A 24554-nucleotide genomic window follows, 5' to 3' on the forward strand; every position below is an offset into this window, starting at 1 on the left:
ATGAAAAAGAAGATTAATAGAATTGTAATGATTATTTGTATATTAGTAGGTTTTACAATCTTTTTATATTTACAGAACAATTTAATAAGTATAACTGAGGTTAAAATAACCTCTAGTAAAATACCATCCTCTTTTAAAGGGTATAAAATTCTACAAATTTCAGACTTACACAATAAAAAATTTGGCGATAATCAAGATGTGTTAATTCAAAAAATAAAAAGTATAGACCCAGATATTATTGCGATTACGGGTGATTTAATTGACAGTAAATCATACGATGCAGAAGTTAGTATGCAATTAATACGAGAAATTGTAAAGAAATATCCTGTATATTTTGTGACAGGAAACCATGAACAATGGTCTGGAAAGTATAACAATTTAGAAAAAGAGTTGAAGAAATATGATGTCAATGTTTTAAGGAATGAACATGTAGGCATTCGAAAGGGTGAGCAAGAAATAAACTTGCTAGGTATTGATGATCCAGAGTTTGTTACTGGAAACCGTGATGAAGGAAATATTATAATAGATGAAATTAAAAAAGCGAAAATTGAAATGCAGCCAGATAAATATAATGTATTATTATCCCATCGGCCTGAATTTATAAAGGAATATACGAATGAGAGGTTGGATTTGGTTTTATCGGGACATGCTCATGGAGGGCAAGTTAGATTGCCATTTATCGGAGGATTAGTTGCGCCAAATCAAGGTGTTTTACCTAAATATACAGCGGGTTTATATGTAGAACAAAATACATCAATGGTAGTGAGTAGAGGATTAGGAAATAGTATCATTCCGCAAAGGATTTTGAATAGGCCAGAAATTGTAGTCGTGCAGCTAAATTAAGCTGTACGATTTTTTTTATACAAAAATGAGTAAAGGGGCTTTCTGTATTTTGCAGGAGTAAACATTACAATTTTGTTAAAAATTTTCTACGTTACATAAAGTAACAAAATTTGACCCTCAGTGTTTGTTATAGTGTAAATAATCAAAAAACTTAAAATTTGTCGAGTGAAAATTGTGATAAGTAATTCATATAAAAAACTTAAAGGGGTGTACACATGCATAAAGAATATGAAATTGAAGAATACACGGCGATTGAGGAACAAATCCATTATTATTGTAAATGTTTATTAGTAAGTCATCCTGATCAAATAATAAAGTATTTAGAAAAAAGGTTAGAAAAATATGCAGAAACATTACAATATGCACATTTATATCCTGACACAGTTATTTTACCGTTACAGCAATTAGTTATCGAATATTCTTTAGACGTTGCTAGAATTCGGAAGTATATGAATTTAAAAACGTAAAGTGAAATTTATAGTTTAAATGAAACAGAGTCGACTTTAGGAAATGAAATGCTAATGTCGACTCTGTTTCATTGTTTAATATCGGTGATTGAACATACATACTAATCAACGAAGTTTGACATATAATTAAGCAAGAGTAAAATAAAAGTGAGTACTCACTCATTTTTATTGGAAAAGGAGGATGAAACGTGCAACAACCTTCAATTATTTTACGGACTGTATCAAAAAGTTTTGGAAAAAAAGAAGTGTTACACAATCTTTCATTGCAAGTTGAAAAAGCAGAGATTTTTGGTTTTGTTGGACCTTCTGGATCGGGGAAAACAACGCTCATTAAAATGATTGCAGGTATTAATGAGGCAACGAAAGGTGAAGTGCTTGTTAATAATACTAATATGCCTAATTTAAATGAAATGAAACGAATTGGTTATATGGCCCAGGCGGATGCATTATATGAAGAATTGTCAGCATATGAAAATGCAGATTTTATAGCAACGATGTATGGATTAAAGGGAAAAAGTAAAAAGACAAGAATTGCAGAGGTTTTTGAACTTGTACAATTGTCACAGTATATGAAAAAGCAAGTACAACAATTTTCAGGTGGAATGAAAAAACGCTTATCATTAGCAATAGCACTCCTCCATGAACCAGAAATATTAATTTTAGATGAGCCTACAGTGGGGATAGATCCGCTTCTTAGAAAAACGATTTGGGAAAAATTTTATGATCTTAAAAAGAAAGGCACAACGATTATTGTAACGACGCACATTATGGATGAAGCTGAATTTTGTGAGCGTCTAGGGTTAATTAGAGAAGGGAAACTAGTTGCGGTTGGAACAACTGAAGAATTGAAAAAACGCGTGTCATCTGGACGGATTGAAGATGTCTTTTTGTTGGAAGAGGTGGTGTCATCATGAGAGTTACTGGTGTAATCATTCGTATTATTCGCCAATTTTTTCGAGATAAGCGTTCGTTAGCGATGATGTTTGGGGCACCAATGTTATTACTTTGGCTATTATCGCTAGTGTTTACACAAAAAGACTATATACCGCAAATTGCTGTTGTTGATATGCCCGCTCAAATAGTAAAAGTGATGAAAAATCAAGAAGCGTCAATTTATGAATACAGTAAAGAAAACGCGATTTCTGAGTTAGAAAAACAAAAGGTAGATGCAATACTTCGAATAGAGAATGGAAAAATGAAACTTCTGTTGGAAGGTAGTGATTCGTCAAAAAATCGTGCTGTACTTCAAGTATTGCAAAAAAGCACAGAGAAGAATGATGTATCGATTATGAAACCTGAAGTAAATTATTTACATGGCTCTAAAGACTTTACGATGTTTGATGGGCTTGGTCCTGTATTAATTGGTTTCTTTACATTTTTCTTTGTATTTATATTATCAGGTGTATCTTTCGTAAGAGAACGTTTAAGTGGTACGCTAGAAAGGTTATTATCCACCCCAGTAAGAAGATGGGAAATAGTCGCAGGTTATATTATTGGTTTTGGAATCTTTGCCTTTATACAATCCATTATTATCGTAAGTTTTTCCGTTTATATTTTAGATTTATACGTAGCTGGCTCCATATGGCTAACGTTACTTATTACATGTATGCTCTCTTTAACTGCACTAACATTAGGTACGTTTTTATCGGCATACGCAAATAATGAATTTCAAATGATTCAATTTATACCGCTTGTTATTGTGCCACAAATCTTCTTTTCTGGATTGTTTCCAATGGAATCTATGAATAAGTGGCTACAAATGTTAGGGAAAGTATTTCCACTCACATACGGCGCTGACGCAATGAGACAAGTGATGATTCGGAATCAAGGGTTTACAGAGATTGCATTAGATCTTACTGTATTATTACTTTTTTCACTATTATTTGCAGTAGGAAATGTATTTGCTTTAAAGAAACATCGCAAAATATAATAATGACAAAAAGGAGCTTTATAAATGCAGAAGGATTGGCTGGAGGAATTAATAGCTGCAACTAATACGGATAAAAGAAATGAACGTCAAATGCGAATATTAGAGGCGGCTGTTGATATGTTTGGAGAAAAAGGATACGCTTCAACTTCAACAAGTGAAATTGCAAAACGGGCTGGTGTAGCGGAAGGAACAATCTTCCGCTACTATAAGACGAAAAAAGATTTATTACTAGCGGTCGTAATGCCAACTTTAACTAAGTTCGCTGCACCATTTTTCGTACAAACCTTTGCAAAAGAAATATTTAAATCGGAGTATGAATCATATGAAAGACTTTTAAGGGTTGTAATTCATAATAGGTTTAAATTTGCTCAAAAACACTTTCCTATGATAAAAATATTAATTCAAGAGGTGCCATTCCAACCAGAACTGAAAAATGAAATACAGCAATTAGTAGAAACAGAACTGTTTTCACATTTCAAAAAGTTGATTGTGAAATTTCAAGAAGAAGGGGAAATTATTGAGATACCACCATCTTCCGTACTACGTCTTACTTTATCAGCTGTATTAGGTTTATTATTAACACGATTTTTATTATTGCCTGAAGAAAAATGGAATGATGAAGCGGAAATTGAAAATACGATTCAATTTATATTGTATGGATTAACTCCACGATTTTAATCGTTGAAGTGTGAATGACATACATTACTTTTAAGTAAAAATAAATCGCCTTTAAAAAGGCGATTTATTTTCATTATATATTTTTGATAAATAAGTACTTGTTTACTAAAAACATTCTAAATCAGCGTGTTTCTTTGTCTCTTCTTCTAAGACCTAATAATCCTGCTAGTCCTAATAAACCAAGCCAAGCCCAATTATTATTTTTATCACGATTATCGTTTAAATCATTTGTTGTATTTACATTTCGAGTTCTTACATCATTATTAACTCTGTCTAAGTTATTGTCATTTACTCGAGTTGAAATATCAGTGTTATTAACTCTATTCATATTATTTCCATCGTATTCAGCTTGCGTAGATGTACCTAAAAACATAATAGATAGTGCTAAAACACTTAAAATAGATGATAATTTCTTTTTCATAACAATCCCTCCTTTCTTAATCATTAATTTCTCCGAAGCAAGTGTGTATTATTCATTTCACAATATCTAAACCCTCATTAATAAGGCGCACATTTATAGAAAATAGAGTTGAATGATTGTTAATATATCATTGGATATATATTTCTCATAAAAATAAATGAATCAAACTTTGCTTAAAATGTTAATCTTAGTACAATTTATATTATACGGGCTAGCACTAAGGAGGTAATAAGATGCGACAATTTGCAAAACCAACAATCGTCGTAAGTAAATGTTTAGAATTTGATGCTTGTCGTTATAATGGAGAGATGATTCCAGATGTAACAATACGAAATTTGCAGCCATTTGTTACATTTATACCTGTTTGTCCAGAAGTCGAGATTGGATTGGGGACTCCTCGTGAAACGATACGAATTGTAGAAGAAAATGGTGAGAATAGACTTGTGCAACCGTCGACACGAGAAGATGTAACTGAAAAAATGGAGCAGTTTTCAAATGACTTTTTACAAACGATACCGGATGTGGATGGTTTTATTTTAAAGAATCGTTCACCAAGTTGTGGTACGCGTGATGTGAAAATTTATTCTGGTTTTGAAAAAGCGCCAGCAAAGGGAAAAGGATCGGGCTTATTTGGCGGAGCAGTAGTAAAAAAATTTTCGCATCTTCCTATTGAAGAGGAAGGCAGATTGTCGAATTTTATTATTAGAGAGCATTTCTTTACAAGGCTATTTACAATCGCATATTACAAAATGATTAAACATAGTAAAAATATAAAAGACCTTGTATCGTTTCAGTCGGACAATAAATATTTATTTATGGCATATAATCAGGTGAAACAAAAGGAATTAGGGCGTATAATTGCAAATCAAAAAAATGAAAAGATTGAAGTGGTATTTGAAAACTATGAGAAGACTTTATATGAATTATTTATGCGTGCGCCCCGTTATACATCGAATGTAAATGTATGCGAGCACATTTTTGGATATTTTAAAACAAAGTTAAAAAAACAAGAAAAAGATCATTTTATAGAACTGTTACAAAAGTATGCAGAAAAGAAAATACCACTTAGTAGTTTACTTACAATTTTAAAATCATGGGCTATTCGATTTGATGAAAAGTATTTATTAAGACAAACATATTTCGAACCATACCCTGAAGCATTAGTAGAAATTTCTGATTCCGGAAAAGGTAGAGATTATTAAACAATAAATTACATAATTCGACACAAAACCTCCTATGTTGTTGTAGAACAATGTAGGAATTTTTTTGTGCATTAGTACAGAATCTGTTTTAAAATTAAGTTATGACAGAATTGTAGCAATTGTCTAACTAATATTCTTGTCTTTTAAGTTGTTATGTTTGTAGTAGAAACTCGCACGCTGTCGAAACTCAATATTCGATAAGGGGTGTGTAGCGGAATGGAATTTACTCTAACTCGCGAAAAACAAATGATTAAAGAAATGGTACGTGACTTTGCTGAAAAGGAAATCGCACCGAAAGCTGTATATTATGACAAAACTGCAGAGTTTCCATATGAAACATTTCAAAAAATGGGCGAACTAGGATTATTAGGCATCCCATTCCCAGAAGAGTATGGAGGTTCAGGTGGCGATACGGTATCGTATGCGTTAGCAGTTGAAGAAATTGGTCGCGCTTGTGGTGGCACCGGTTTAAGCTATGCTGCAACAATTTCATTAGGTGCTTCTCCAATTTATTATTTCGGTACAGAAGAACAAAAACAAAAGTATTTAGTTCCAATGGCGTCAGGTAAAACATTAGGTGCCTTCGGATTAACGGAGCCGAATGCTGGATCAGATGCAGGTGGTACTCAAACGAAAGCGGTATTAGATGGTGATGAGTATGTAATCAGTGGTGAGAAGTGTTGGATTACAAACGCAGAGTATGCAAATACAATTATTGTAACCGCTGTCAACGGTATTGAAGAGAATGGTAGAAAACGTATTTCTGCATTTATCGTGCCTACTACGAGTGAAGGATTAACGATTTCAAGTCCTTACGATAAGATGGGTGTTCGCGCTTCTAATACTTGTGAAATCGTACTTGATGGTGTTCGTGTACCGAAAGAAAATATTCTTGGTGATGTAAATAAAGGCTTTAAACAATTTTTATATACACTTGATGGAGGGCGTATTTCAATCGCTGCATTGGCAGTTGGTATTGCGCAATCAGCCTTTGAACGTGCATTACAATATGCGAAAGAACGTCAACAATTTGGAAAGTCAATCTCTAATTTCCAAGCGATTCAATTTAAATTAGCTGATATGGCGACTGAAGTAGAGCTAGCACGCAATTTAGTACATAAAGCAGCTTGGTTAAAAGATAACGATAAACCTTTCGGCAAAGAAGCGGCAATGGCAAAACTATTTGCATCGGAAGCAGCAAGCCGTATTGCGAATCAAGCAGTACAGATTCATGGTGGATATGGTTATATGCGTGAATATGAAGTTGAACGACATATTCGTGATGCGAAACTATTAGAAATTGGTGAAGGAACTTCTGAAATTCAACGTCTCGTAATTGCTAGACATTTAGGATGTAGATAAAAGGGAGGAATCACTATGTTTCAAAAAATATTAATTGCGAATCGCGGGGAAATTGCTGTTCGTATTATGAAAACTTGTCAAAAACTTGGCATACGCACTGTTGCTATTTATTCTGAAGCAGATGAAAATGCCCTTCATGTGAAGATGGCAAATGAAGCTTACTTAGTAGGTGGACCGCGTGTTCAAGAAAGTTATTTAAACCTTGAAAAAATTATTGAAATAGCTAAGAAGACAAATGCAGAAGCGATTCATCCGGGTTATGGTTTATTATCAGAGAATCCGTCTTTTCCGGTTCGTTGCAAAGAAGAAGGAATCGTATTTATCGGTCCTTCAGAAGAAATCATTACGAAGATGGGAAGTAAAATCGAATCACGTATCGCAATGCAAGCAGCAGATGTCCCAGTAGTCCCAGGTATTACTACAAATATTGAAACTGCTGAAGAAGCAATTGAAATTGCAAAACAAATTGGTTATCCCTTAATGCTTAAGGCATCCGCAGGCGGCGGAGGCATTGGTATGCAGTTGATGGAAACTGAGCAAACGCTCACCAAAGCGTTTGAAAGTAATAAAACAAGAGCGCAAAACTTCTTTGGTAACGGAGAAATGTATTTAGAGCGATATATAGCAGATGCGCATCATATTGAAATTCAGCTTTTAGCAGATACACATGGTAACACAGTGTATTTATGGGAGCGTGAATGTTCGGTACAGCGCCGAAATCAAAAAGTAATCGAAGAAGCACCTTCACCATTTTTAGATGAAGGTACACGAAAGGCGATGGGAGAAGTTGCTGTACAAGCTGCCAAAGCACTTGGCTATACAAATGCAGGTACAGTTGAGTTTCTTGTAGATGATCAGAAGAACTTCTATTTCTTAGAGATGAATACGAGATTACAAGTAGAGCATCCAGTGACAGAAGAAATTACGGGATTAGACCTTGTAGAACAGCAACTCCTTATCGCAAGTGGAGAGAAACTATCATTTACTCAGGATGATGTAAAACGTAGTGGTCATGCCATTGAAGCTCGTATTTATGCAGAGGATCCGAAAACATTCTTCCCATCACCTGGGAAAATTACAGATTTAACATTACCGTCAAATGTACGGATTGATCACTTCTTAGAAAATCATGTAACGATTACACCTTTCTATGATCCAATGATTGCAAAAGTTATTGCACATGGCGAGACTCGTGAGGAAGCAATTTTGAAATTACATGATGCTCTAGAAGAATTAAAAGTAGAAGGTATTAAAACGAACACACCAATGCTACTGCAAGTTTTAGAAGATGATGTGTTTAAAAGTGGTATTTATACAACGGGTTTTGTAACGAAACAACTCGTTAAGAAATAAGATTTAACAATATTAAGGGGGAAAAAATGATGACGAAAGTATACGCATCGATGGCAGGAAACGTTTGGAAGATTGTTGTAGGAGTAGGAGATACAGTAGAGGAAGAGCAGGATGTCGTCATTTTAGAATCTATGAAAATGGAAATTCCAATCATTTCAGAAGAAGCTGGCACGGTTATGAAAATTAATGTGCAAGAAGGCGATTTTGTAAATGAAGGAGATGTATTACTAGAAATTGAATAGGGAGATATAGGGGGAAGCGAATTGAAACTACCTAATTTTGCTGTCATTAAAGAAGTAGGACCACGTGATGGCTTACAGAACGAAAAAAAAATTGTTGGCACAAAAGATAAAGTAAAATGGATTCAACTACTTACAGAAGCAGGATTGTCGTATGTTGAAGTTTCCTCATTCGTTCACCCAAAATGGGTCCCAGCATTAGCGGATGCAAATGATGTGTTTTCTGAGCTGAAAAGGGATCCTAATGTTACATATGCTGCGCTTGTTCCAAATCAAAATGGTTTGGAACGAGCTTTTTTGCAAAATGTAGATGAGGTGAATGTTTTTTTATCAGCAAGTGAATCTCATAATAAAAGTAATATTAATAAATCAATTAAAGAAGCATTAGCTGTAATAGAAGATATAACAAAGCAGGCAACATTTGAAGGTAAAAAAGTAAGAGGCTATGTTTCAACTGTATTTGGATGTCCTTATGAAGGGGATATAAGTGTCACAGCAGTTGACGAATTATGTAATCAACTATTTTCATACGGCATTTATGAAGTTTCTCTTGGGGATACAATCGGTGTAGCGAATCCATTACAAGTAGAACAAGTATTAGAACATCTATTAAAGAAGTATGATGCTTCGCAGTTTGCCATGCATTTTCATAATACGTATGGAATGGCTCTAGCGAATGTAGTTAAATCATTAGAATACGGTATTAAAACGTTTGATAGTTCTTGTGGTGGACTCGGGGGCTGCCCTTATGCACCAGGAGCATCAGGTAATGTTGCTACTGATGACCTAGTACATATGCTCCATAAGTTAGGAGTCCAAACGAATATTGATGAAGAGAAGTTATTGAGAGCAAGTCAATTTATTCAAAGTAAATTAAATATCCAATTACCGAGTCATGTGTATAGAGCGCTTCAACATAAAACGATAAGTAGGTGAGAAGATGCTACAATTACAAAACATTTCAGTTGATTATGTAACACCTCACGTTGTAAAGATTTCGTTATATCGTGAAAGACAAGCAAACTCATTATCTTTAGCATTATTAGATGAATTACAAACTATATTAACTCAAATAAGTGAAGATTCAAACGTGCGTGTAGTTATTTTGACTGGTGCTGGTGAAAAAGCATTTTGTGCTGGTGCAGATTTAAAAGAGCGTGCCAATATGAATGAAGAACAAGTTCGCCATGCTGTTAGTATGATTCGCACTACTATGGAGATGGTTGAACAATTACCACAGCCAGTTATTGCTGCTATAAATGGAATCGCACTTGGTGGTGGTACGGAATTAAGTTTAGCTTGTGATTTTAGAATTGCTGCTGAATGTACAAGTCTTGGTCTTACTGAAACGACACTTGCAATTATACCAGGAGCAGGTGGTACACAGCGCTTACCGAGATTAATTGGAGTTGGTAGAGCGAAAGAATTAATTTATACAGGTAGACGTATTTCAGCGCAAGAAGCAAAAGAATATGGTTTAGTAGAATTTGTTGTACCAGCTAATTTACTTGAAGAGAAAGCGATTGAAATAGCAGAGAAAATTGCTAGTAATGGACCTATTGCTGTTCGATTAGCAAAAAAAGCGATTTCAAACGGTATTCAAGTTGATTTACATACCGGATTACAAATGGAAAAACAAGCGTATGAAGGTGTAATCCATACGAAAGATAGACTAGAAGGATTACAAGCATTCAAGGAAAAACGCACACCAACGTATAAGGGGGAGTAAATATGTTAGATCAAAAACAACAATCAAATACATTTGAAGAACGAGTTGAAACGATTAAACAAGGCGGCGCACCAAAATATCATGAACAAAATAAAGCAAAAGGAAAATTATTTGTTCGAGATCGTTTAGCGCTTCTATTTGATAATGGCGAATATGTAGAAGATGCATTATTTGCTAACTGTGAACAAACAGGCTTACCTGCGGACGGCGTTGTAACGGCAACGGGTAAAATACATGGTCGTACTGCGTGTGTAATGGCCAATGATTCTACTGTAAAAGCTGGATCGTGGGGATCACGCACAGTTGAAAAGATTTTACGTATTCAAGAAACAGCTGAAAAACTACGTGTTCCGTTATTTTATTTAGTCGACTCTGCTGGAGCACGTATTACAGATCAAGTAGAAATGTTCCCAGGGCGCCGTGGTGCAGGGAGAATCTTCTATAATCAAGTGAAATTATCAGGTAAAGTTCCTCAAGTATGCTTATTATTTGGACCTTCTGCAGCTGGTGGTGCCTATATTCCAGCCTTTTGCGACGTTGTAATGATGGTAGAAGGAAATGCATCTATGTATTTAGGATCTCCTCGTATGGCTGAGATGGTTATCGGTGAGAAGGTAACTTTAGAAGAAATGGGCGGAGCTCGTATGCATTGCTCTGTATCAGGATGCGGAGATGTTTTATGTAAGACAGAAGAAGATGCGATTACACAAGCAAGACAATACATTTCATATTTTCCAAATAACTACTTAGAAAAGACTCCATTGGTTACACCTCAAGAACCGAAACAATTCGATAAAACGTTAGAACAAATCATTCCAGAAAATCAAAATGCTCCTTTCAATATGAAAGATCTCATTAATAGAGTTATTGATGAAGGTTCATTCTATGAAGTAAAAAAATTATTTGCTCAAGAGCTAATTACAGGCTTAGCACGTATTGATGGTAAGCCAGTTGGTATTATTGCAAATCAGCCGCGTATGAAGGGCGGCGTATTATTCCATGATTCAGCTGATAAAGCTGCTAAGTTTATTAATTTATGCGACGCATATCATATTCCATTATTATTCCTTGCGGATGTACCAGGATTTATGATCGGTACAAAAGTAGAGCGTGCTGGTATTATTCGCCACGGTGCAAAAATGATTTCTGCAATGAGTGAAGCAACTGTACCGAAGATTTCTATCGTTGTTCGTAAAGCATATGGTGCTGGTTTATATGCGATGGCAGGTCCAGCATTTGAACCAGATTGCTGCCTGGCATTACCGACAGCCTCTATTGCGGTAATGGGTCCAGAAGCTGCGGTCAATGCTGTATATGCAAATAAAATTGCAGCTTTACCAGAAGAAGAGCGTGCTAGCTTTATTGCTGAAAAACGTGAAGAGTATAAGAAAGATATTGATATATACCACTTAGCATCAGAGATGGTGATTGATGGTATTGTTCATCCAAACAATTTACGTGAAGAGTTAAAAGGACGTTTCGAAATGTATATGAGTAAATATCAAGTATTCACGGATCGTAAACATCCTGTATATCCAGTTTAAAAGCCCTATTTAGGGCTTTCTTGCTCAAAAAGTTAAGGAGGGGAAAACATTGAAACAAGCAGTTTGGTTTCCAACAGAAGAGTACAAGGAAAAAACACGTTTATATAGTTGGATGAAATCATTGGGATATGAAGACTATGAAACTTTTTATAATAAATCTATTGAAGAAACAGCTTGGCTTTGGGGAGAGGCAGAAAAAGCAGTTGGCTATCAATGGATGAAACCTTATACAGAGGTGTTAGATTTAGAAAATGGTACACCGTTTGCACAGTGGTATAATGGCGGAACATGTAACGTTGTAGAATCAGCTTTATCCCGCTGGCTTGCGGATGAAGAGACAAGAATACAGCCAGCACTTCAGTACGAAGGAGAAAATGGAACTTCAAAATCATTTACATATGAAGAGCTTGATAACTGGGTAAGCCGTGTTGCCAATGGTTTGAAACACGCGGGTATTGAAAAAGGTGACCGTGTAACAATTTATATGCCGATGATTCCAGAAACAGTTGTTGCGATGCTAGCTGTAATGAAAATTGGAGCAATTATTTCACCAATATTCTCAGGCTTTGCGTCTGATGCAGTTATGACACGTGTGCAAGCGGCGGGTTCAAAAATGATTATTACTGCAGATGGATTTTCACGCCGCGGTAAAATTGTTTCTTTAAAAGATGAAGTAGATAAAGCTTGTGAACATTGCCCAACTGTTGAAAAAGTTGTTATCGTTCGTCATGCAGGAAATGATTTTACACCACATAACTATGACTTTTCGTGGAGTACGCTAGAAAAAGAAAAACCATTCATACATGCCGAGGAAATGCAAAGTGATGATCCATTAATGCTCATTTATACATCAGGAACGACTGGTAAGCCGAAAGGAACAGTACACACGCATGCAGGATTTCCTTTGAAAGCAGCTTTTGATGCAGGATTTGGAATGAATATTAAACAAGGTGATCGTGTATTATGGGTAACTGATATGGGTTGGATGATGGGGCCATTTTTATTATTCGGTTCACTCATTAATGGAGCAACGATGGTTATGTACGAAGGTGTTCCAGACTTCCCAGAAGCAGACCGGTTATGGGAGACAGTTGATAAATATGAAATTACTCATCTAGGTATTTCGCCAACGTTAATCCGAGCATTAATGGCAAAAGGTGATGAGTATGTCAATAAACATTCTTTAAAGAGTTTGGAAGTATTCGCATCAACAGGAGAACCTTGGAATCCTGATCCATGGATGTGGCTGTTTGAAACAGTTGGTAAAGGAAATGTTCCAATCTGTAACTACTCAGGTGGAACTGAAATCTCTGGTGGGATTTTCGGTAATGTTCTTATTAAACCAATCGCACCAATTAGTTTTAACGCATCTTTACCAGGAATGGCAGCTGTCGTACTGGATGATCAAGGTAAACCAATTCGAGATGAAGTCGGAGAATTATGCTTAGAGAAACCTTGGGTAGGTATGACGAAAAGCTTCTGGGAAGATGATGAACGTTACGTGAACACATATTGGTCACGTTTTGAAAATAAATGGGTCCACGGTGACTGGGTCATTTACGATGGTGAACAATATATCATCACAGGGCGTTCAGACGATACGTTAAATATTGCAGGTAAACGTATTGGACCTGCTGAATATGAATCTATTCTTGTGAAACATAACGATGTAATCGAAGCTGCTGCAATTGGTGTACCTGACGAAGTGAAAGGTGAAGTTTGTCATTGCTTTGCTGTATTACGAGAAGGGGTAATATTTACAGAAGATTTAAAGAAAGAATTAATGAGTTTAGTAAACTCACATATTGGCAAAGCGTTGTGTCCTAAAGACATCCACGTTGTAGAGGATTTACCGAAAACACGTAATTCTAAAGTAATGCGCCGTGTTATTAAAGCAGCTTATTTAGGAAAAGAATTAGGTGATTTGTCGTCACTTGTAAATCCTGAAGTAGTACCGTTTATTCAGGGGTTACAGTCTAGTAAATTATAAAATTAGAAAGGAGCTCTATATAAACAGAGCTCCTTTTTTATGTTAATAAAAAGAAAAAAAGTGAATTTGATGAAGAAGAAAAATTCTACTATTGGTGTTAAGTATGTTTTTTAGTTTTAATCAAAATACGATATTATGGAATGTCTATTCAATGGAGAAATACTAATTTACAACAACAAGGTGATGACAAAGCGCGACTACTTATATGCCGGTTTAAACCTTTACGTATTCATTGATAAAAAGCTGACTATACTCAGTCAGCTTTTTATATATTACATCCTAGTATTTATCTCGCTATTTGCCGGGCAGTAATGCCCCCACCTAAAAATTCAGCGAAAGCAAGGAAGTAGGTGAGGGATCAACTTTCCGGAAAAGCCCGATTGATTCCAAAAGACATATTTTTTTCTTTACGTTGACATTAAAAATATTACCAATTTTTTCTTTTACAATGGCAACAAATAAAGAAACATTTACAACGACACTTATTTCGTTTAAAACTCCAATCATCATCACGATGACACTTTTCTTCAGATTTCCACCAATCATCATTACAATGCTTTTTCTGAGAACTCCAATCATCATCACAATGATGCTTTTCTTTAGATTTCCACCAATCATCACAACAATGCTTTTTCTGAGAACTCCAGCAATCATTTTTCCAAGACATTCATTTCTACCTCCTTTCAATAGTGTTCATATTATTCTATGTTTTAATAAAAAAAATGGCTTGTTTATTAACCTACTATTTTATCTTTATATGATAGAGTGTTTTCTACTCGATATAGAGTTCATACAAACTATGCTAATTTTTAAGAGATAGTGGAGAGAACTACTACTAGTTATGGTGTTTTCCAATAAACATTTGTTGAAGAAAGCGTTCTGATTACATATAATATCTTATTTTCGAGTACGCTTTTTTAAATGTATATTTCACAATGAAAAATGGGAAATCCACAAATAAAGTCTATGTATATGTGAGTTAATGGGAAAATCTAGTGTGTTTTTAAGGGGCATCTTATTAAAAGAAAAAGATTTGTTTTAGAAAGTGGTGTCTAAACATTAAATGGAGTAGGACTAAATTCACGGCCGCTCATTAAACAAGATTTTAATTAGGAGAAGTCTGTTTTTATAATGAATAATGAAAAGAAGGTTTGGTACAATTATTTGTTTTTTTCTTTTTATGTGTTTGCCTCGTACCCTTTTAAGCTAGTGGACATACTTTACTAATAGAAAGGATTAGGGGGTGAGGTATTGGGTTCTCGATTTAATAATTGTAAAAAGAAGTGTACATGTAAACAAGATGATTGTTGGGAAGTATTCGAAGAGTGTAAAAAAGAACAGCATGAGAAATGTGATAATTCTTGTGTACAAGGAATTAGAGATGAACTTAAGAAATTAATTAATCGAACAGTTCAAATTAATACAGAGGGACGTACTTATGTAGGTACTGTTTCGTCTGTAAGTTGTGATGTAGTTAGGCTTGCGGCTATTCCTGGATCGGTTGGAGTAATTATTTCCATTTGTAAAATTGAAGCAATTTTCCCACCTGTTACAACGGTTACTGCTGACTTTGATTTTAATGGTATTGATGTAGCAAACAAAGCATAATTATGCTGCTTTTTTGTAAAGCCATTCACATGAATGGCTTTATTTTAATTTCATATAAAAGGAGAATATATTCTTTATATAGAAATAAGTTTGAGGTTATAAAGTATGATGTACGAAAGGAGCATGGAAGTGATTAAACTAAAAACCTTTAAAAAATCTGATTTTAAACAATTAATAAATTGGATTAATTCTGAAGAATTTCTAATACAATGGTCAGGAAATGCATTCACATTCCCTTTAGACGAACAGCAATTAGAGAAGTATATAGAAAGTGCAAATACACTCGCTTTCAAAGTGGTGGATGAAGAGACTTCAGACGTTATTGGTCATATTTCGCTTGGGCAAATAGATAATATTAATAAGTCCGCTAGAATTGGAAAAGTATTAGTTGGTAATACGAAGATGAGAGGACGTTCTATAGGAAAAAATATGATGAAAGCAGTACTTTATATTGCTTTTGACGAATTAAAACTACATAGAGTAACTCTTGGTGTGTATGATTTTAATATATCGGCCATTTCATGTTACGAAAAAATAGGGTTTGTAAAAGAAGGCTTATTAAGAGAGTCAAAAAGAGTAGGAGAAACGTATTGGAATTTATGGGAAATGAGTATGTTAGAATATGAATGGAAGAAGTAGCAACGATAGTAATTTATAATTATATTATGTTAACAAAAGGGGATTGGTGGGTATAGTGGATAATAAAACAAAAATAATCTCAATTGCAGCTGTTTCGGGGGAGAGCTAGTATGTTAAAACTAACAAAGAAACCATTTTTGAAAAAGGCCCACCTGCATTGTTTCTGAGGAATAAGAGGGTGAGCCATAATTAAACGAAACTGAATGAATCTGGAAAAATTGTAACTAAAGTATGCATCAATAATGTATTGAAAGGGATGAATAGTATCCTTTATAGATTATTCCATATATAGCAAAACTGGTTAGCTTCTGATTTAAGCGCTACTAAATGATTATTATTAATAGAGTTATTCGTATACATTCTGTTCTTTTGGATGTTAAGTACCGTATAATTCACATCGTTTCGTTCATTTGAAAATGTTGATTCATTTAATAGTGTAAGTGTCGAGTTAATGTTGTACTTATCAATTCGCTCTTTTTTTCCTTTGAAAAACAGTTTGATAAGATGTGGCTCATTATTAATGAATAAGCCAAGTTCAGGTGATGAACGGACGATTAAATCATCTGATTTCCAATGTGATTTACCTGGATCAAACCAAGAGATGTCTTTATTTTTAATGAATTTTTTGTATTGCTTTATGACATCAATGTAGTTTTGTTTTTTTTTCTGATCAACCGTTTGTACTAATGTTTCGAAATATTCAAAAGGTAGTCTGTTTTGATGAAATTTAATAACAGTTTCTCGTAATTGTTTCCAGTAATCAAAAGCTGGTTGATATTCAGGTTGGGATTTTAGATTTTTTATAAAGGTTGTTTTAGCTGTACTACCTTTCAGTGTGAAGTCTAAAAATTGTGTAAGCCCTACTTTAATTTCTGTCATATTATATCCCCTTCCAAACATTATTCATTTAATAATAGACGAAAAATCCGACATTTTTAAAGAAATGAGCTAGATGCTAGAAAATCCAATATCCATGCACAATAGATACGGGAAAGCCAATCCGTAAGTATAAATGATGGACCATTCAATTGAAGATAAATTAGGTAATAGGATTTTACCAGGTGATAGGTTATTAATATAATCAGATAGTGAGCTGATTTTAAAAGATAACAATATAGATTATTTAGCTTGGATTTGAGAAAAAAAGTACATGGGAATAAAGAGGGATATAGGGAAATGGGCCCTCATCAAAAAATATAAGTTGGTATCAGTATACCGTAGAGAATGAGTGTATAGAACATACAAGTAAAAGTATTGGCAAGCATACTTAAAATAAGCCGTATAAAAAGTTAATCATTGTGTGCTTTGATAATATAGCGTCAGCGAAATAAATAGTGTGAAGGAGAGCTATCTTAACAAGTGTTTCATGTAACGTTCATATACTTTAATTTTATTATTAATCAAACTTGAATATTATAGAAACGGATAATGAGGTATGGGTGGTGCTCTTTTTTATTGAATAAAATGGGTTGATTTTTCGGATTTTCATTACAATATAACAAATAAAATTTAAATTTTATTTGTTGTTAAGAAAAGGTGAGAAGAAAATAAAAAAAGAGGGCTAATGCCCTCTTTTCTTATTAATTTGGTAATTAATCACAGATTGGTATCCCAAGCACTCTTAGAGCTAATGCTACTTGAAGGGAAATCTCTAATCTAGCAATTTCAATACCAGCTACTGAAAGAACTAAAAAAGGTTGTCCGTTTACAAATACAACGCAACTATCCATAGTTAAACCTCCTTTCTAGTAATCTACTATAGTATATGAATAGAACTTTAAAGTGTAATAGTTAAATTGTTGGATTTAATAGAATTAATAGATTAACCCATTTAAACTAAACAAACGAATACAACGAAAGGAAACAGAGATGGATGTATGCCTCAAAAAACATAGGTTTTAAGACATGTAATCGTACATGAAATCCATCATATTGGTCAGCTATCTATATGGGCGAGGGAGTTAAACTTGCAACCAGTTTCAGCAAATTTGATTGGACGAGGATGATAGAATTAAAAACCGACTTGCATCTCAAGCGCAAGTCGGTTTTTATATATAAGAAGATTTCTTAATTGAAATCTTCGGATTTTTTCTGACGTATATGTAAAAACATTAAGGTGGTAATGATTAAGAAAATCATTATAGTTTGTATAATTAAGTTTTTAAACTGAAGCAATATTGTCCAAGATGTAAGGGTGTCTTTAAAAGCTTGGAGTGCAGAGTACGAGGAAGGATCAAAACCATACTGTAGCAACTTTTTTGTTTCAATAAATGAGATGTTTTCTTCATCTGCATCTAATATTACTGAAATTAGTCTAGTATCTCCTAGTTTTGCTGTACTGACAAAACTATAATTACCGTTAGTTGAAAAACTAGTTTGTAAGCCATCAACACCTTGAAGTTTAATGTTTTCATTAAGGGAATATATCATTTTATTCGTATTGAAAACCTGGGAATCTTTGAAGGTAAATTGGTAAGAGGTTAGTTTCGTAATATTCAATACATCTGGAAAATCTTTTACTAAGCGTGCAGCTAGTTTAGCTGCGTCTATTGCTGTTGTAGTTGATTGTTTATTTGTATCATGATTAATTCCAGTAGAGTTTAGAAATGGAGATGGTTGTAATAACTGTAGTTCTTTTGCTTTTTTATTCATTAATATTGTAAAGTTATCTTCAGTTCCAGCAATGTGTTCTGCTAGAGCGAGTGCAGAACGATTATTCCCTGCCAGTAGCAATGCATGAAGTAAATCACGAACCGTTGTTTTATCATTCGATGTTACTTGTATAGGGCTTGTTTCTACTCGGAAAACTTCGTTACTTATTTGTACGAAGTCATCTAACTGTATTTTTCTATCATTTAGTTGTTCCAATACGATATATTCCGTCATTAATTTAGATAAAGTAGCTGATTGTACTGGGGTTTCTTCATTTTTTTTATAAACAATTTCACCTGAATTAGCATTTATTAAAATAGCTGATTTAGCTTGAATAATCGGACCATTTACATAAAGATAAAAATATAAAACGATAAGTGCAGTAATGAAAAAAGATAATAATAAAATAGCGAATTTTTTTAAGAATTGCATAAGTGATCCTCCTATTATGACATCAATAATAGTATTGTAAAAAGGAATGCTTAATTAGGAAGAAAGAAAAGGTAAAGAATTTCTAAAGAATTATAAAGGATTATTAAATTTAGGGAAATAATAGAAAAAGTTCAATTTCTTATATGATAAGAAATTGAACTTTTTATTTGTAATATTAACATTTGTATGGAAGTAGTTTTACAGTGAATGTTGTTTTTTCGTCATCACTATATACTTCAATTGTTCCTTTATGCAACTCGACTATACTTTTTGCAATTGCTAATCCAAGTCCAGATCCACCAGTGTTTGTAGAGCGAGATTTCTCAACGCGGTAAAAACGTTCAAAAATATGAGGTAAATCCGTACTAGGAATAGGTTGTCCGTAATTTGTTATATCAATTGTAATCATATTATTGCTTTCATAAGCAGTAAGGTCAATATAGCGACCTTCGCTTCCATAAGCGATAGCGTTTATAATAAGATTTTCAAACACACGCACTAATTTGTCACCATCAGCTAATACCATAAGCTTTTGAGACGGGAAAGAAGGCCGACATTCTATATTAGCTTCTTGAACCTGTATGCGGAATTGAACAGTTAATTGTCCAAGTAACTCTACAATATCAATAGGAACAGAATACAAGCTTAATTCTTTATTTTGAACACGTGTATATTCGAACAAGTCATTCATTAATGCATTAAGACGAGTTACTTTATCGTAAATGACTTGAATATAGTATCGCAATTCCACTTCATCTCTATAATTATCATGATGGATTAAATTTACGTATCCAACTATAGAAGTAAGGGGGGTGCGTAAGTCATGTGATACATTTGTAATAAGTTCACTTTTTGCTTGTTCCGCTTGTCTTTCTTCATCAATGGAGACTTTTAATTGTTCAACAATTTCATTGACCCCGATTGCTAATTCTTCTAGATAATTATGATTTACAATAGAAACTTTATGATTGAAGTTTCCATTTGCAATATAACGAATTTCTTCTATCATTTTTTTTATACAAGTTTCATAATAAAGTTTTTTCTCGTGACGATAAAAAATGTAAAGATAGGATGAAAAAATAGAAAATAAAAACAAATAAGATACAATCATCATCCATAAAGACTCTTTAATCCCTTTATACTTTTCATAACCAAAAATTCGAATGAATTCTTTACCGAGTTCAGTTAGAGTAAGTGAACTCTCAATTACACTCGTAACGAGGCGATAAATAATTAGTTCAGTAATAGGAGTGAGTGTGATAGCTAATAAAAGCCAAAAAATAAGTTTCCATTTAGGAATATCTTTTAATATATCAAATGCTTCATTTCTCAATTTTATAGCCAACTCCCCAAACAGTATGAATCAATTTTTCTCCATTCATTACTGTTTCAAGTTTATCTCGTAAGTTGCTAATATGGACCATTACCGTCTTATTTGAACCATAACCATCTTCATTCCAAACGCGTTCGAAAATTTCTTCTGAACTAAATACTCTTCCTGTATTACTCGCAAGTAAATATAAAATATCGAATTCAATAGAGGTTAGTTTAATATACTCTCCATTTACTTTAACTGTATGATTATGTTTGTGTATTTCAACAGAGCGAATACGAATAATACCATCTTCATTCTTTTGCGAAGTAGCATTTTGGAAAGAGGATCTTCGTAATAAAGCTTTCACTCTAGCTACTAATTCTAATGGATTGAATGGTTTGATCATATAATCATCGGCACCTGTCATAAGGCCTAATATTTTATCCATATCTTCTGCTTTTGCACTAAGCATTAGAATTGGTACAGTATTATTTTCACGCACTTCCTGACAAACTTCTAATCCGTTTCGTTTTGGCATCATAATATCCAAAATCATAAGATCAACTTCATATGTAGAAACCTTTTGCAATGCTTCATCGCCATCATAAGCTTTATAAATGTTATAGCCTTCATTTCGCAAATAAACAGCAAGTAATTCAACAATTTCTTTATCATCATCAATAATTAATATATTTTTATTCATTGTGTAGTTCCTTTCCTTACAAATCATCAACATTACTATAATATCAAACATTTATGTACTTGTAGCGATGATTCTGTATAAAATTTCATGTAACGTATTAAAAAGGAGTAAAAAGATTAATAACGAATATAAAATAACAAGGATATTTAGATTCTACATTATAATGGAAGTTAGTTATAAGGGGGATTTTCTATGTTATGTAATGATATATATTTATTTACTCCAACTGGAAAAATAGACAATGATATTAAAGCTTTTCTACTAAAATATAATAAAGAGTTTACATATAAACATTCAATTCGTGTGGCAAATGAGGCAAAAAAGATTGCAGAAAAGTTTCACGTAGATAAAGAAAAAGCAGCAATTGCAGGATATTTACATGATATTAGTGGCATTTTTCCGAACGAGGAGCGGATTGCAGTTGCTGAAGAATTTGGGGTAGAAATAGTGGAAACAGAAAGAAAAATTCCTATGATTATTCATCAAAAATTATCGAGAGTAATCGCAAAAGAAATATTTAAAGTAGAAGATGAAGAAATTTTAAATGCAATTTGTTGCCATACAACGTTGCGTAAACATGCAACGAAGATGGATTTAGTATTATTTGTTGCAGATAAAATAGAATGGGATCAAAACGGGACACCACCATATTTAATAGAAATAAAAAAAGGATTGGAAAAATCTTTGGAAAAAGCAGCTTTTGTATATATTTCATATTTGTGGGAAAGGAAAGATACATTGAAAGTTATACATCCGTGGCTAGAAGAAGCATACTGGGATTTAAAAGGAATTTTACAGTAGAAAGGACAAGGAAATGCAATTAAAAGAATATATGAATCAAACATTTCCAGGAGTTACATTAGGACCCTACTTATATTCTCAGTGGGGAAATCATTTACATTTTGATTTCGGAAAAGATAAATATCAAATTGTAGAAGGAACCAACGATTTAAATATGGAATACTTTTCTCAACTATATACATATAATAAATTCTTATTTGAAGACATATTTTCAAAAGAAGATGTAGTGTTTGTAGTGACAAATGTTTATAGATTTAAAAAGGAAAACATAAAAACTCCACAGAAAATAAATGTATACAATAAATATATTAAGAAAAGAGATTTAAGATTTCATATAAGACAAGAAACGTTACCGTTTCTATTTGAAGATGAAGAAGCAGATTTATATTGTACATATCATTTTTCTTTAAAATGTCTTGCGGAAGATATTAAGTATGAATTGCTTATACAAGCTGCTAATCACGAGGATTTCTCTGCTCTGTATCCTCGATTTGGACGAAAAAAAGAAATTTCTTATCCAGATGTATTTCTCATAAATGCAACGAAAGATATTGTCATGTTTATGTGTGATGATAGAGGATGTGAAGTAATTGCGAAGAATAAAGAAATAATACGAGATTTATATAAGAAATACAAAGAATGGATTCCAGATTATGAACGAGAAAGTATAGATAACTTATTTAAATGACAATAGGGGAAGTGAAGCGTGTAATGAAACGTATTGCAATAGTATCTGCATGGGAACCAGAACTGACGTATTTGCATCAACATTATCCGAGTGAACGTGTTGAAAAAAGAGCAGCTTGGGAATTTCATTTTCATACTATTAATGAGCTGGAAATTATATCAGTTGTTACTGGTGTTGGTAAAGTAAGCTGCGCTAGTTGTGTACAATTGTTAATTAGTGAGTTTCAGCCAGATGAGTTGTTTATGACAGGAATATGCGGAAGTTTATCAAACAAGGTGAAAAACGGTCATATTGTAGTGGCACTAAACGCAATACAACACGATGTTACTGCAGCTGGCTCAGGGGAAGATGTTTTTAATTTATATAACGGTAGAACAGCACCTATTGAAACAACAAAATCACTTGTAAGAAGAATAAAAAAAATACGATCATATGATCCAATACATTTCGGTACATTTTTATCCGGAGATCAACGTATTCGTAGTTCAGAAATGAGATATTTACTCCATACCGTATATGGAGCATTGGCAGTTGATCAAGAAGTAGCAGCTTTCGCCTATGTATGCCAAATAAATAAAAAACCATTTCTATGTTTAAAAGCTGCTTCAGATCAAGCAAATGATAAAACGAAAGAAGAACAAAAAATCTTTAAAATGCTAGCATGCGAAAGAGCATGTGAGCATTTAATTGCTTTTTTGCGTGTTTATGAGATTAATGTAGTAAATAATAGATAGTTTGTTATAAAACAAATTAATAGTGGGTTATATGTAGGGAAATGTCCGTTCATTTCAAATTAAGAGCTGAAATTTATAATAGATGGAATATATTATATGGGTACATGTTGCGGTTAATACAAGCAATTGGAGGGCAATTTTATATGATTCAATATAAAAGATGTAGTGAAGTAAATATTGATTTAGTATATGAAGCTTTTAAAGATGGATTTTCCGATTATATTATTAAGATGGAAGTTTCAAAAGGTGATTTTATACACCGTTTTTTGGGACCAGAAGGTAATTTGCTAGAACATTCTTTTCTTGCTTTAGACGGTGACAAATCAGTTGGCGTAATATTAGGTGGTATAAAGGATTATGAAAGTATAAAGACTATGCGCTGTGGAACATTAGCGGTTCATCCTAATTACCGCGGTATTGGTGTCAGTCAAAAATTATTTGAACTGCATAAAGAAGAGGCGATTCAACATGGATGTAAGCAACTTTTTCTCGAAGTCATTGTAGGAAACGACCGAGCGATTCATTTTTATAATAAGTTGGGCTATGAAAAAGTGTACGATCTTTCTTATTATAATTTAAATGATTTGACTAAAATAATGAATAAAGATTGTAAGGATATTGAAGTAAAACAATTAGAATTTCCAACTTTTAAAGATGAAATTCAGAAATGGTTAAACTTCCATATAAATTGGCAAAATGATGTTGATTATATCGAAAAAACAAATAATGTATTTTATGGTGCATATGTCACTAATGACTTAAAAGGCTCTCTATGTGTAAATGAACAAGGTAAAATTAGTTTTATTTTCGTAGACAAAGATTATAGAAATATTGGTGTTGGGATGAAATTATTAGAAGTAGCAAGAGAAGAATTACATTTATCAAGTTTATCAATTGGGTTTCCTAACAATAATTTACTGGAGGGTTTTTTAAAGAAATGTAGATTTGAAAAGAATTCTTTAGCACAATATGAAATGTATTTATTACTCTAAGAGCGGAAAGATTTATTCTTTTTGCTTTTTATTTTGCTGTTATGTTGGTAAATGCTCCGTAACTATAATTTATAATGCGAGGGAGTTTGTTTATCCTTAAGTTATTTTTTTAATTGTCAATTTCATACTAATAATTTTCTTTGTATAATATTCTAATTTTATGTAGAATAGATACGATGGGAGGGGATGAAATGAATAATGGATTAAAGTTTAAGATTTTTGAATTGCATTG

26 protein-coding genes and 1 pseudogene are annotated in these 24554 nt (G+C 33.3%); 20 read left to right on the forward strand and 7 right to left on the reverse strand.

Annotated elements, in window-relative coordinates; translation table 11 throughout:
• From ACO6VI_RS29545 to ACO6VI_RS29565, 5 genes are all read left to right on the forward strand, one after another.
• A partial coding sequence (locus tag ACO6VI_RS29545; RefSeq protein ID WP_000727189.1) for a metallophosphoesterase occupies window positions 1-843 on the forward strand: 843 nt, incomplete at its 5' end.
• A 215-nt stretch (window positions 844-1058) separates the two neighbouring features.
• Window positions 1059-1310, forward strand: a complete 252-nt coding sequence (locus ACO6VI_RS29550) for a hypothetical protein (protein ID WP_000548621.1) — start codon at window positions 1059-1061, stop codon at window positions 1308-1310.
• Window positions 1311-1498: 188 nt separating this feature from the next.
• Complete coding sequence (locus ACO6VI_RS29555) at window positions 1499-2224, forward strand: ABC transporter ATP-binding protein (protein ID WP_001187075.1); 726 nt, start codon at window positions 1499-1501, stop codon at window positions 2222-2224.
• On the forward strand, window positions 2221-3240 hold the full coding sequence (locus ACO6VI_RS29560) for an ABC transporter permease (protein ID WP_006928521.1): 1020 nt from the start codon (window positions 2221-2223) through the stop codon (window positions 3238-3240). The genes ACO6VI_RS29555 and ACO6VI_RS29560 overlap by 4 nt, the downstream gene beginning before the upstream one ends.
• A 24-nt stretch (window positions 3241-3264) precedes the next feature.
• Window positions 3265-3918, forward strand: coding sequence for a TetR/AcrR family transcriptional regulator (locus ACO6VI_RS29565; protein ID WP_016512809.1), 654 nt, complete (start codon window positions 3265-3267; stop codon window positions 3916-3918).
• Between the two features lie 121 nt (window positions 3919-4039).
• On the opposite strand, the gene ACO6VI_RS29570 is transcribed toward ACO6VI_RS29565, so the two are convergent.
• The gene (locus tag ACO6VI_RS29570; RefSeq protein ID WP_000728157.1) at window positions 4040-4339 is read right to left on the reverse strand and encodes a WGxxGxxG family protein; all 300 of its coding nucleotides are present in this window, start codon (window positions 4337-4339) and stop codon (window positions 4040-4042) included.
• Between the two features lie 233 nt (window positions 4340-4572).
• On the opposite strand from ACO6VI_RS29570, the gene ACO6VI_RS29575 reads away from it, so the two are divergent.
• The 8 genes from ACO6VI_RS29575 to ACO6VI_RS29610 all read left to right on the forward strand — a co-directional run bounded on the left by ACO6VI_RS29575 (window position 4573) and on the right by ACO6VI_RS29610 (window position 13758).
• Complete coding sequence (locus tag ACO6VI_RS29575) at window positions 4573-5541, forward strand: YbgA family protein (protein ID WP_044306560.1); 969 nt, start codon at window positions 4573-4575, stop codon at window positions 5539-5541.
• Between the two features lie 216 nt (window positions 5542-5757).
• The gene (locus ACO6VI_RS29580; protein WP_000397279.1) at window positions 5758-6903 is read left to right on the forward strand and encodes an acyl-CoA dehydrogenase; all 1146 of its coding nucleotides are present in this window, start codon (window positions 5758-5760) and stop codon (window positions 6901-6903) included.
• A 15-nt stretch (window positions 6904-6918) separates the two neighbouring features.
• Entirely contained in the window at window positions 6919-8256 is a 1338-nt protein-coding gene (locus ACO6VI_RS29585; protein WP_063547337.1) for an acetyl-CoA carboxylase biotin carboxylase subunit, read from the forward strand.
• Window positions 8257-8282: 26 nt separating this feature from the next.
• On the forward strand, window positions 8283-8498 hold the full coding sequence (locus ACO6VI_RS29590; RefSeq protein ID WP_001987345.1) for an acetyl-CoA carboxylase biotin carboxyl carrier protein subunit: 216 nt from the start codon (window positions 8283-8285) through the stop codon (window positions 8496-8498).
• A gap of 21 nt (window positions 8499-8519) precedes the next feature.
• Window positions 8520-9431, forward strand: a complete 912-nt coding sequence (gene mvaB / locus ACO6VI_RS29595) for a hydroxymethylglutaryl-CoA lyase (RefSeq protein ID WP_063547338.1) — start codon at window positions 8520-8522, stop codon at window positions 9429-9431.
• Window positions 9432-9435: 4 nt separating this feature from the next.
• On the forward strand, window positions 9436-10224 hold the full coding sequence (locus ACO6VI_RS29600; protein ID WP_063547339.1) for an enoyl-CoA hydratase: 789 nt from the start codon (window positions 9436-9438) through the stop codon (window positions 10222-10224).
• A 2-nt stretch (window positions 10225-10226) separates the two neighbouring features.
• Window positions 10227-11768, forward strand: coding sequence for an acyl-CoA carboxylase subunit beta (locus ACO6VI_RS29605; RefSeq protein WP_000886755.1), 1542 nt, complete (start codon window positions 10227-10229; stop codon window positions 11766-11768).
• Between the two features lie 49 nt (window positions 11769-11817).
• Window positions 11818-13758 carry an AMP-binding protein gene (locus tag ACO6VI_RS29610; RefSeq protein WP_000806506.1) on the forward strand — a complete coding sequence of 647 codons (1941 nt, stop codon included), beginning with the start codon at window positions 11818-11820 and terminating at the stop codon, window positions 13756-13758.
• A 321-nt stretch (window positions 13759-14079) separates the two neighbouring features.
• Here the strand turns inward: ACO6VI_RS29610 and ACO6VI_RS29615 are convergent, their stop codons facing one another.
• Window positions 14080-14412, reverse strand: a complete 333-nt coding sequence (locus ACO6VI_RS29615; RefSeq protein ID WP_063547340.1) for a hypothetical protein — start codon at window positions 14410-14412, stop codon at window positions 14080-14082.
• 597 nt (window positions 14413-15009) lie between these two features.
• Between ACO6VI_RS29615 and ACO6VI_RS29620 the strand changes: the two genes are divergently transcribed.
• Both ACO6VI_RS29620 and ACO6VI_RS29625 read left to right on the forward strand, forming a co-directional pair.
• On the forward strand, window positions 15010-15366 hold the full coding sequence (locus ACO6VI_RS29620) for a hypothetical protein (protein WP_000535577.1): 357 nt from the start codon (window positions 15010-15012) through the stop codon (window positions 15364-15366).
• A 105-nt stretch (window positions 15367-15471) separates the two neighbouring features.
• On the forward strand, window positions 15472-16005 hold the full coding sequence (locus ACO6VI_RS29625; protein WP_422424852.1) for a GNAT family N-acetyltransferase: 534 nt from the start codon (window positions 15472-15474) through the stop codon (window positions 16003-16005).
• A gap of 270 nt (window positions 16006-16275) precedes the next feature.
• Here the strand turns inward: ACO6VI_RS29625 and ACO6VI_RS29630 are convergent, their stop codons facing one another.
• Both ACO6VI_RS29630 and ACO6VI_RS29635 read right to left on the reverse strand, forming a co-directional pair.
• A complete protein-coding gene (locus ACO6VI_RS29630) occupies window positions 16276-16884 on the reverse strand; it encodes a hypothetical protein (RefSeq protein ID WP_088020314.1) in 609 nt (202 codons plus the stop codon).
• A gap of 713 nt (window positions 16885-17597) precedes the next feature.
• On the reverse strand, window positions 17598-17735 hold the full coding sequence (locus ACO6VI_RS29635; RefSeq protein ID WP_000376554.1) for a DUF3956 domain-containing protein: 138 nt from the start codon (window positions 17733-17735) through the stop codon (window positions 17598-17600).
• Window positions 17736-17900: 165 nt separating this feature from the next.
• Here ACO6VI_RS29635 and ACO6VI_RS29640 point away from each other — a divergent pair.
• Window positions 17901-18011 (forward strand): annotated as a pseudogene (locus ACO6VI_RS29640) (DinB family protein); the annotation flags it as partial.
• 61 nt (window positions 18012-18072) lie between these two features.
• Here the strand turns inward: ACO6VI_RS29640 and ACO6VI_RS29645 are convergent.
• From ACO6VI_RS29645 to ACO6VI_RS29655, 3 genes are all read right to left on the reverse strand, one after another.
• Window positions 18073-19089 carry a D-alanyl-D-alanine carboxypeptidase family protein gene (locus ACO6VI_RS29645; protein ID WP_063547342.1) on the reverse strand — a complete coding sequence of 339 codons (1017 nt, stop codon included), beginning with the start codon at window positions 19087-19089 and terminating at the stop codon, window positions 18073-18075.
• Between the two features lie 175 nt (window positions 19090-19264).
• Window positions 19265-20422, reverse strand: coding sequence for a sensor histidine kinase (locus ACO6VI_RS29650; RefSeq protein WP_001243312.1), 1158 nt, complete (start codon window positions 20420-20422; stop codon window positions 19265-19267).
• Window positions 20412-21107, reverse strand: coding sequence for a response regulator transcription factor (locus ACO6VI_RS29655; protein WP_001038809.1), 696 nt, complete (start codon window positions 21105-21107; stop codon window positions 20412-20414). The genes ACO6VI_RS29650 and ACO6VI_RS29655 overlap by 11 nt, the downstream gene beginning before the upstream one ends.
• A gap of 192 nt (window positions 21108-21299) precedes the next feature.
• On the opposite strand from ACO6VI_RS29655, the gene yqeK reads away from it, so the two are divergent.
• The 4 genes from yqeK (at window position 21300) to ACO6VI_RS29675 (ending at window position 24322) form a co-directional block, all read left to right on the forward strand.
• Window positions 21300-21908 carry a bis(5'-nucleosyl)-tetraphosphatase (symmetrical) YqeK gene (yqeK, locus tag ACO6VI_RS29660; protein ID WP_063547343.1) on the forward strand — a complete coding sequence of 203 codons (609 nt, stop codon included), beginning with the start codon at window positions 21300-21302 and terminating at the stop codon, window positions 21906-21908.
• Between the two features lie 13 nt (window positions 21909-21921).
• Entirely contained in the window at window positions 21922-22596 is a 675-nt protein-coding gene (locus ACO6VI_RS29665) for a DUF3885 domain-containing protein (protein ID WP_043924663.1), read from the forward strand.
• Window positions 22593-23330 carry a 5'-methylthioadenosine/S-adenosylhomocysteine nucleosidase gene (gene mtnN, locus ACO6VI_RS29670; RefSeq protein ID WP_000151939.1) on the forward strand — a complete coding sequence of 246 codons (738 nt, stop codon included), beginning with the start codon at window positions 22593-22595 and terminating at the stop codon, window positions 23328-23330. Before ACO6VI_RS29665 ends, mtnN begins: the two co-directional genes overlap by 4 nt.
• Window positions 23331-23473: 143 nt before the next feature.
• A complete protein-coding gene (locus ACO6VI_RS29675) occupies window positions 23474-24322 on the forward strand; it encodes a GNAT family N-acetyltransferase (RefSeq protein ID WP_000617068.1) in 849 nt (282 codons plus the stop codon).
• Window positions 24323-24554: the final 232 nt, after the last annotated feature.

Source organism: Bacillus sp. PSXD-155 (assembly GCF_049310765.1).
Taxonomy (GTDB): Bacteria; Bacillota; Bacilli; order Bacillales; family Bacillaceae_G; genus Bacillus_A; species Bacillus_A cereus.

Bases quoted from the DNA above. Each gene is read 5' to 3' on its own strand.
- ACO6VI_RS29550 (WP_000548621.1), top strand. From the start codon at position 1,059: ATGCATAAAGAATATGAAATTGAAGAATACACGGCGATTGAGGAACAA.
- ACO6VI_RS29560 (WP_006928521.1), top strand. From the start codon at position 2,221: ATGAGAGTTACTGGTGTAATCATTCGTATTATTCGCCAATTTTTTCGA.
- ACO6VI_RS29565 (WP_016512809.1), top strand. From the start codon at position 3,265: ATGCAGAAGGATTGGCTGGAGGAATTAATAGCTGCAACTAATACGGAT.
- ACO6VI_RS29570 (WP_000728157.1), bottom strand. From the start codon at position 4,339: ATGAAAAAGAAATTATCATCTATTTTAAGTGTTTTAGCACTATCTATT.
- ACO6VI_RS29575 (WP_044306560.1), top strand. From the start codon at position 4,573: ATGCGACAATTTGCAAAACCAACAATCGTCGTAAGTAAATGTTTAGAA.
- ACO6VI_RS29580 (WP_000397279.1), top strand. From the start codon at position 5,758: ATGGAATTTACTCTAACTCGCGAAAAACAAATGATTAAAGAAATGGTA.
- ACO6VI_RS29585 (WP_063547337.1), top strand. From the start codon at position 6,919: ATGTTTCAAAAAATATTAATTGCGAATCGCGGGGAAATTGCTGTTCGT.
- ACO6VI_RS29590 (WP_001987345.1), top strand. From the start codon at position 8,283: ATGATGACGAAAGTATACGCATCGATGGCAGGAAACGTTTGGAAGATT.
- ACO6VI_RS29600 (WP_063547339.1), top strand. From the start codon at position 9,436: ATGCTACAATTACAAAACATTTCAGTTGATTATGTAACACCTCACGTT.
- ACO6VI_RS29605 (WP_000886755.1), top strand. From the start codon at position 10,227: ATGTTAGATCAAAAACAACAATCAAATACATTTGAAGAACGAGTTGAA.
- ACO6VI_RS29615 (WP_063547340.1), bottom strand. From the start codon at position 14,412: ATGATTGCTGGAGTTCTCAGAAAAAGCATTGTTGTGATGATTGGTGGA.
- ACO6VI_RS29625 (WP_422424852.1), top strand. From the start codon at position 15,472: ATGATGTACGAAAGGAGCATGGAAGTGATTAAACTAAAAACCTTTAAA.
- ACO6VI_RS29630 (WP_088020314.1), bottom strand. From the start codon at position 16,884: ATGACAGAAATTAAAGTAGGGCTTACACAATTTTTAGACTTCACACTG.
- ACO6VI_RS29635 (WP_000376554.1), bottom strand. From the start codon at position 17,735: ATGGATAGTTGCGTTGTATTTGTAAACGGACAACCTTTTTTAGTTCTT.
- ACO6VI_RS29645 (WP_063547342.1), bottom strand. From the start codon at position 19,089: ATGCAATTCTTAAAAAAATTCGCTATTTTATTATTATCTTTTTTCATT.
- ACO6VI_RS29655 (WP_001038809.1), bottom strand. From the start codon at position 21,107: ATGAATAAAAATATATTAATTATTGATGATGATAAAGAAATTGTTGAA.
- yqeK (WP_063547343.1), top strand. From the start codon at position 21,300: ATGTTATGTAATGATATATATTTATTTACTCCAACTGGAAAAATAGAC.
- ACO6VI_RS29665 (WP_043924663.1), top strand. From the start codon at position 21,922: ATGCAATTAAAAGAATATATGAATCAAACATTTCCAGGAGTTACATTA.
- mtnN (WP_000151939.1), top strand. From the start codon at position 22,593: ATGACAATAGGGGAAGTGAAGCGTGTAATGAAACGTATTGCAATAGTA.
- ACO6VI_RS29675 (WP_000617068.1), top strand. From the start codon at position 23,474: ATGATTCAATATAAAAGATGTAGTGAAGTAAATATTGATTTAGTATAT.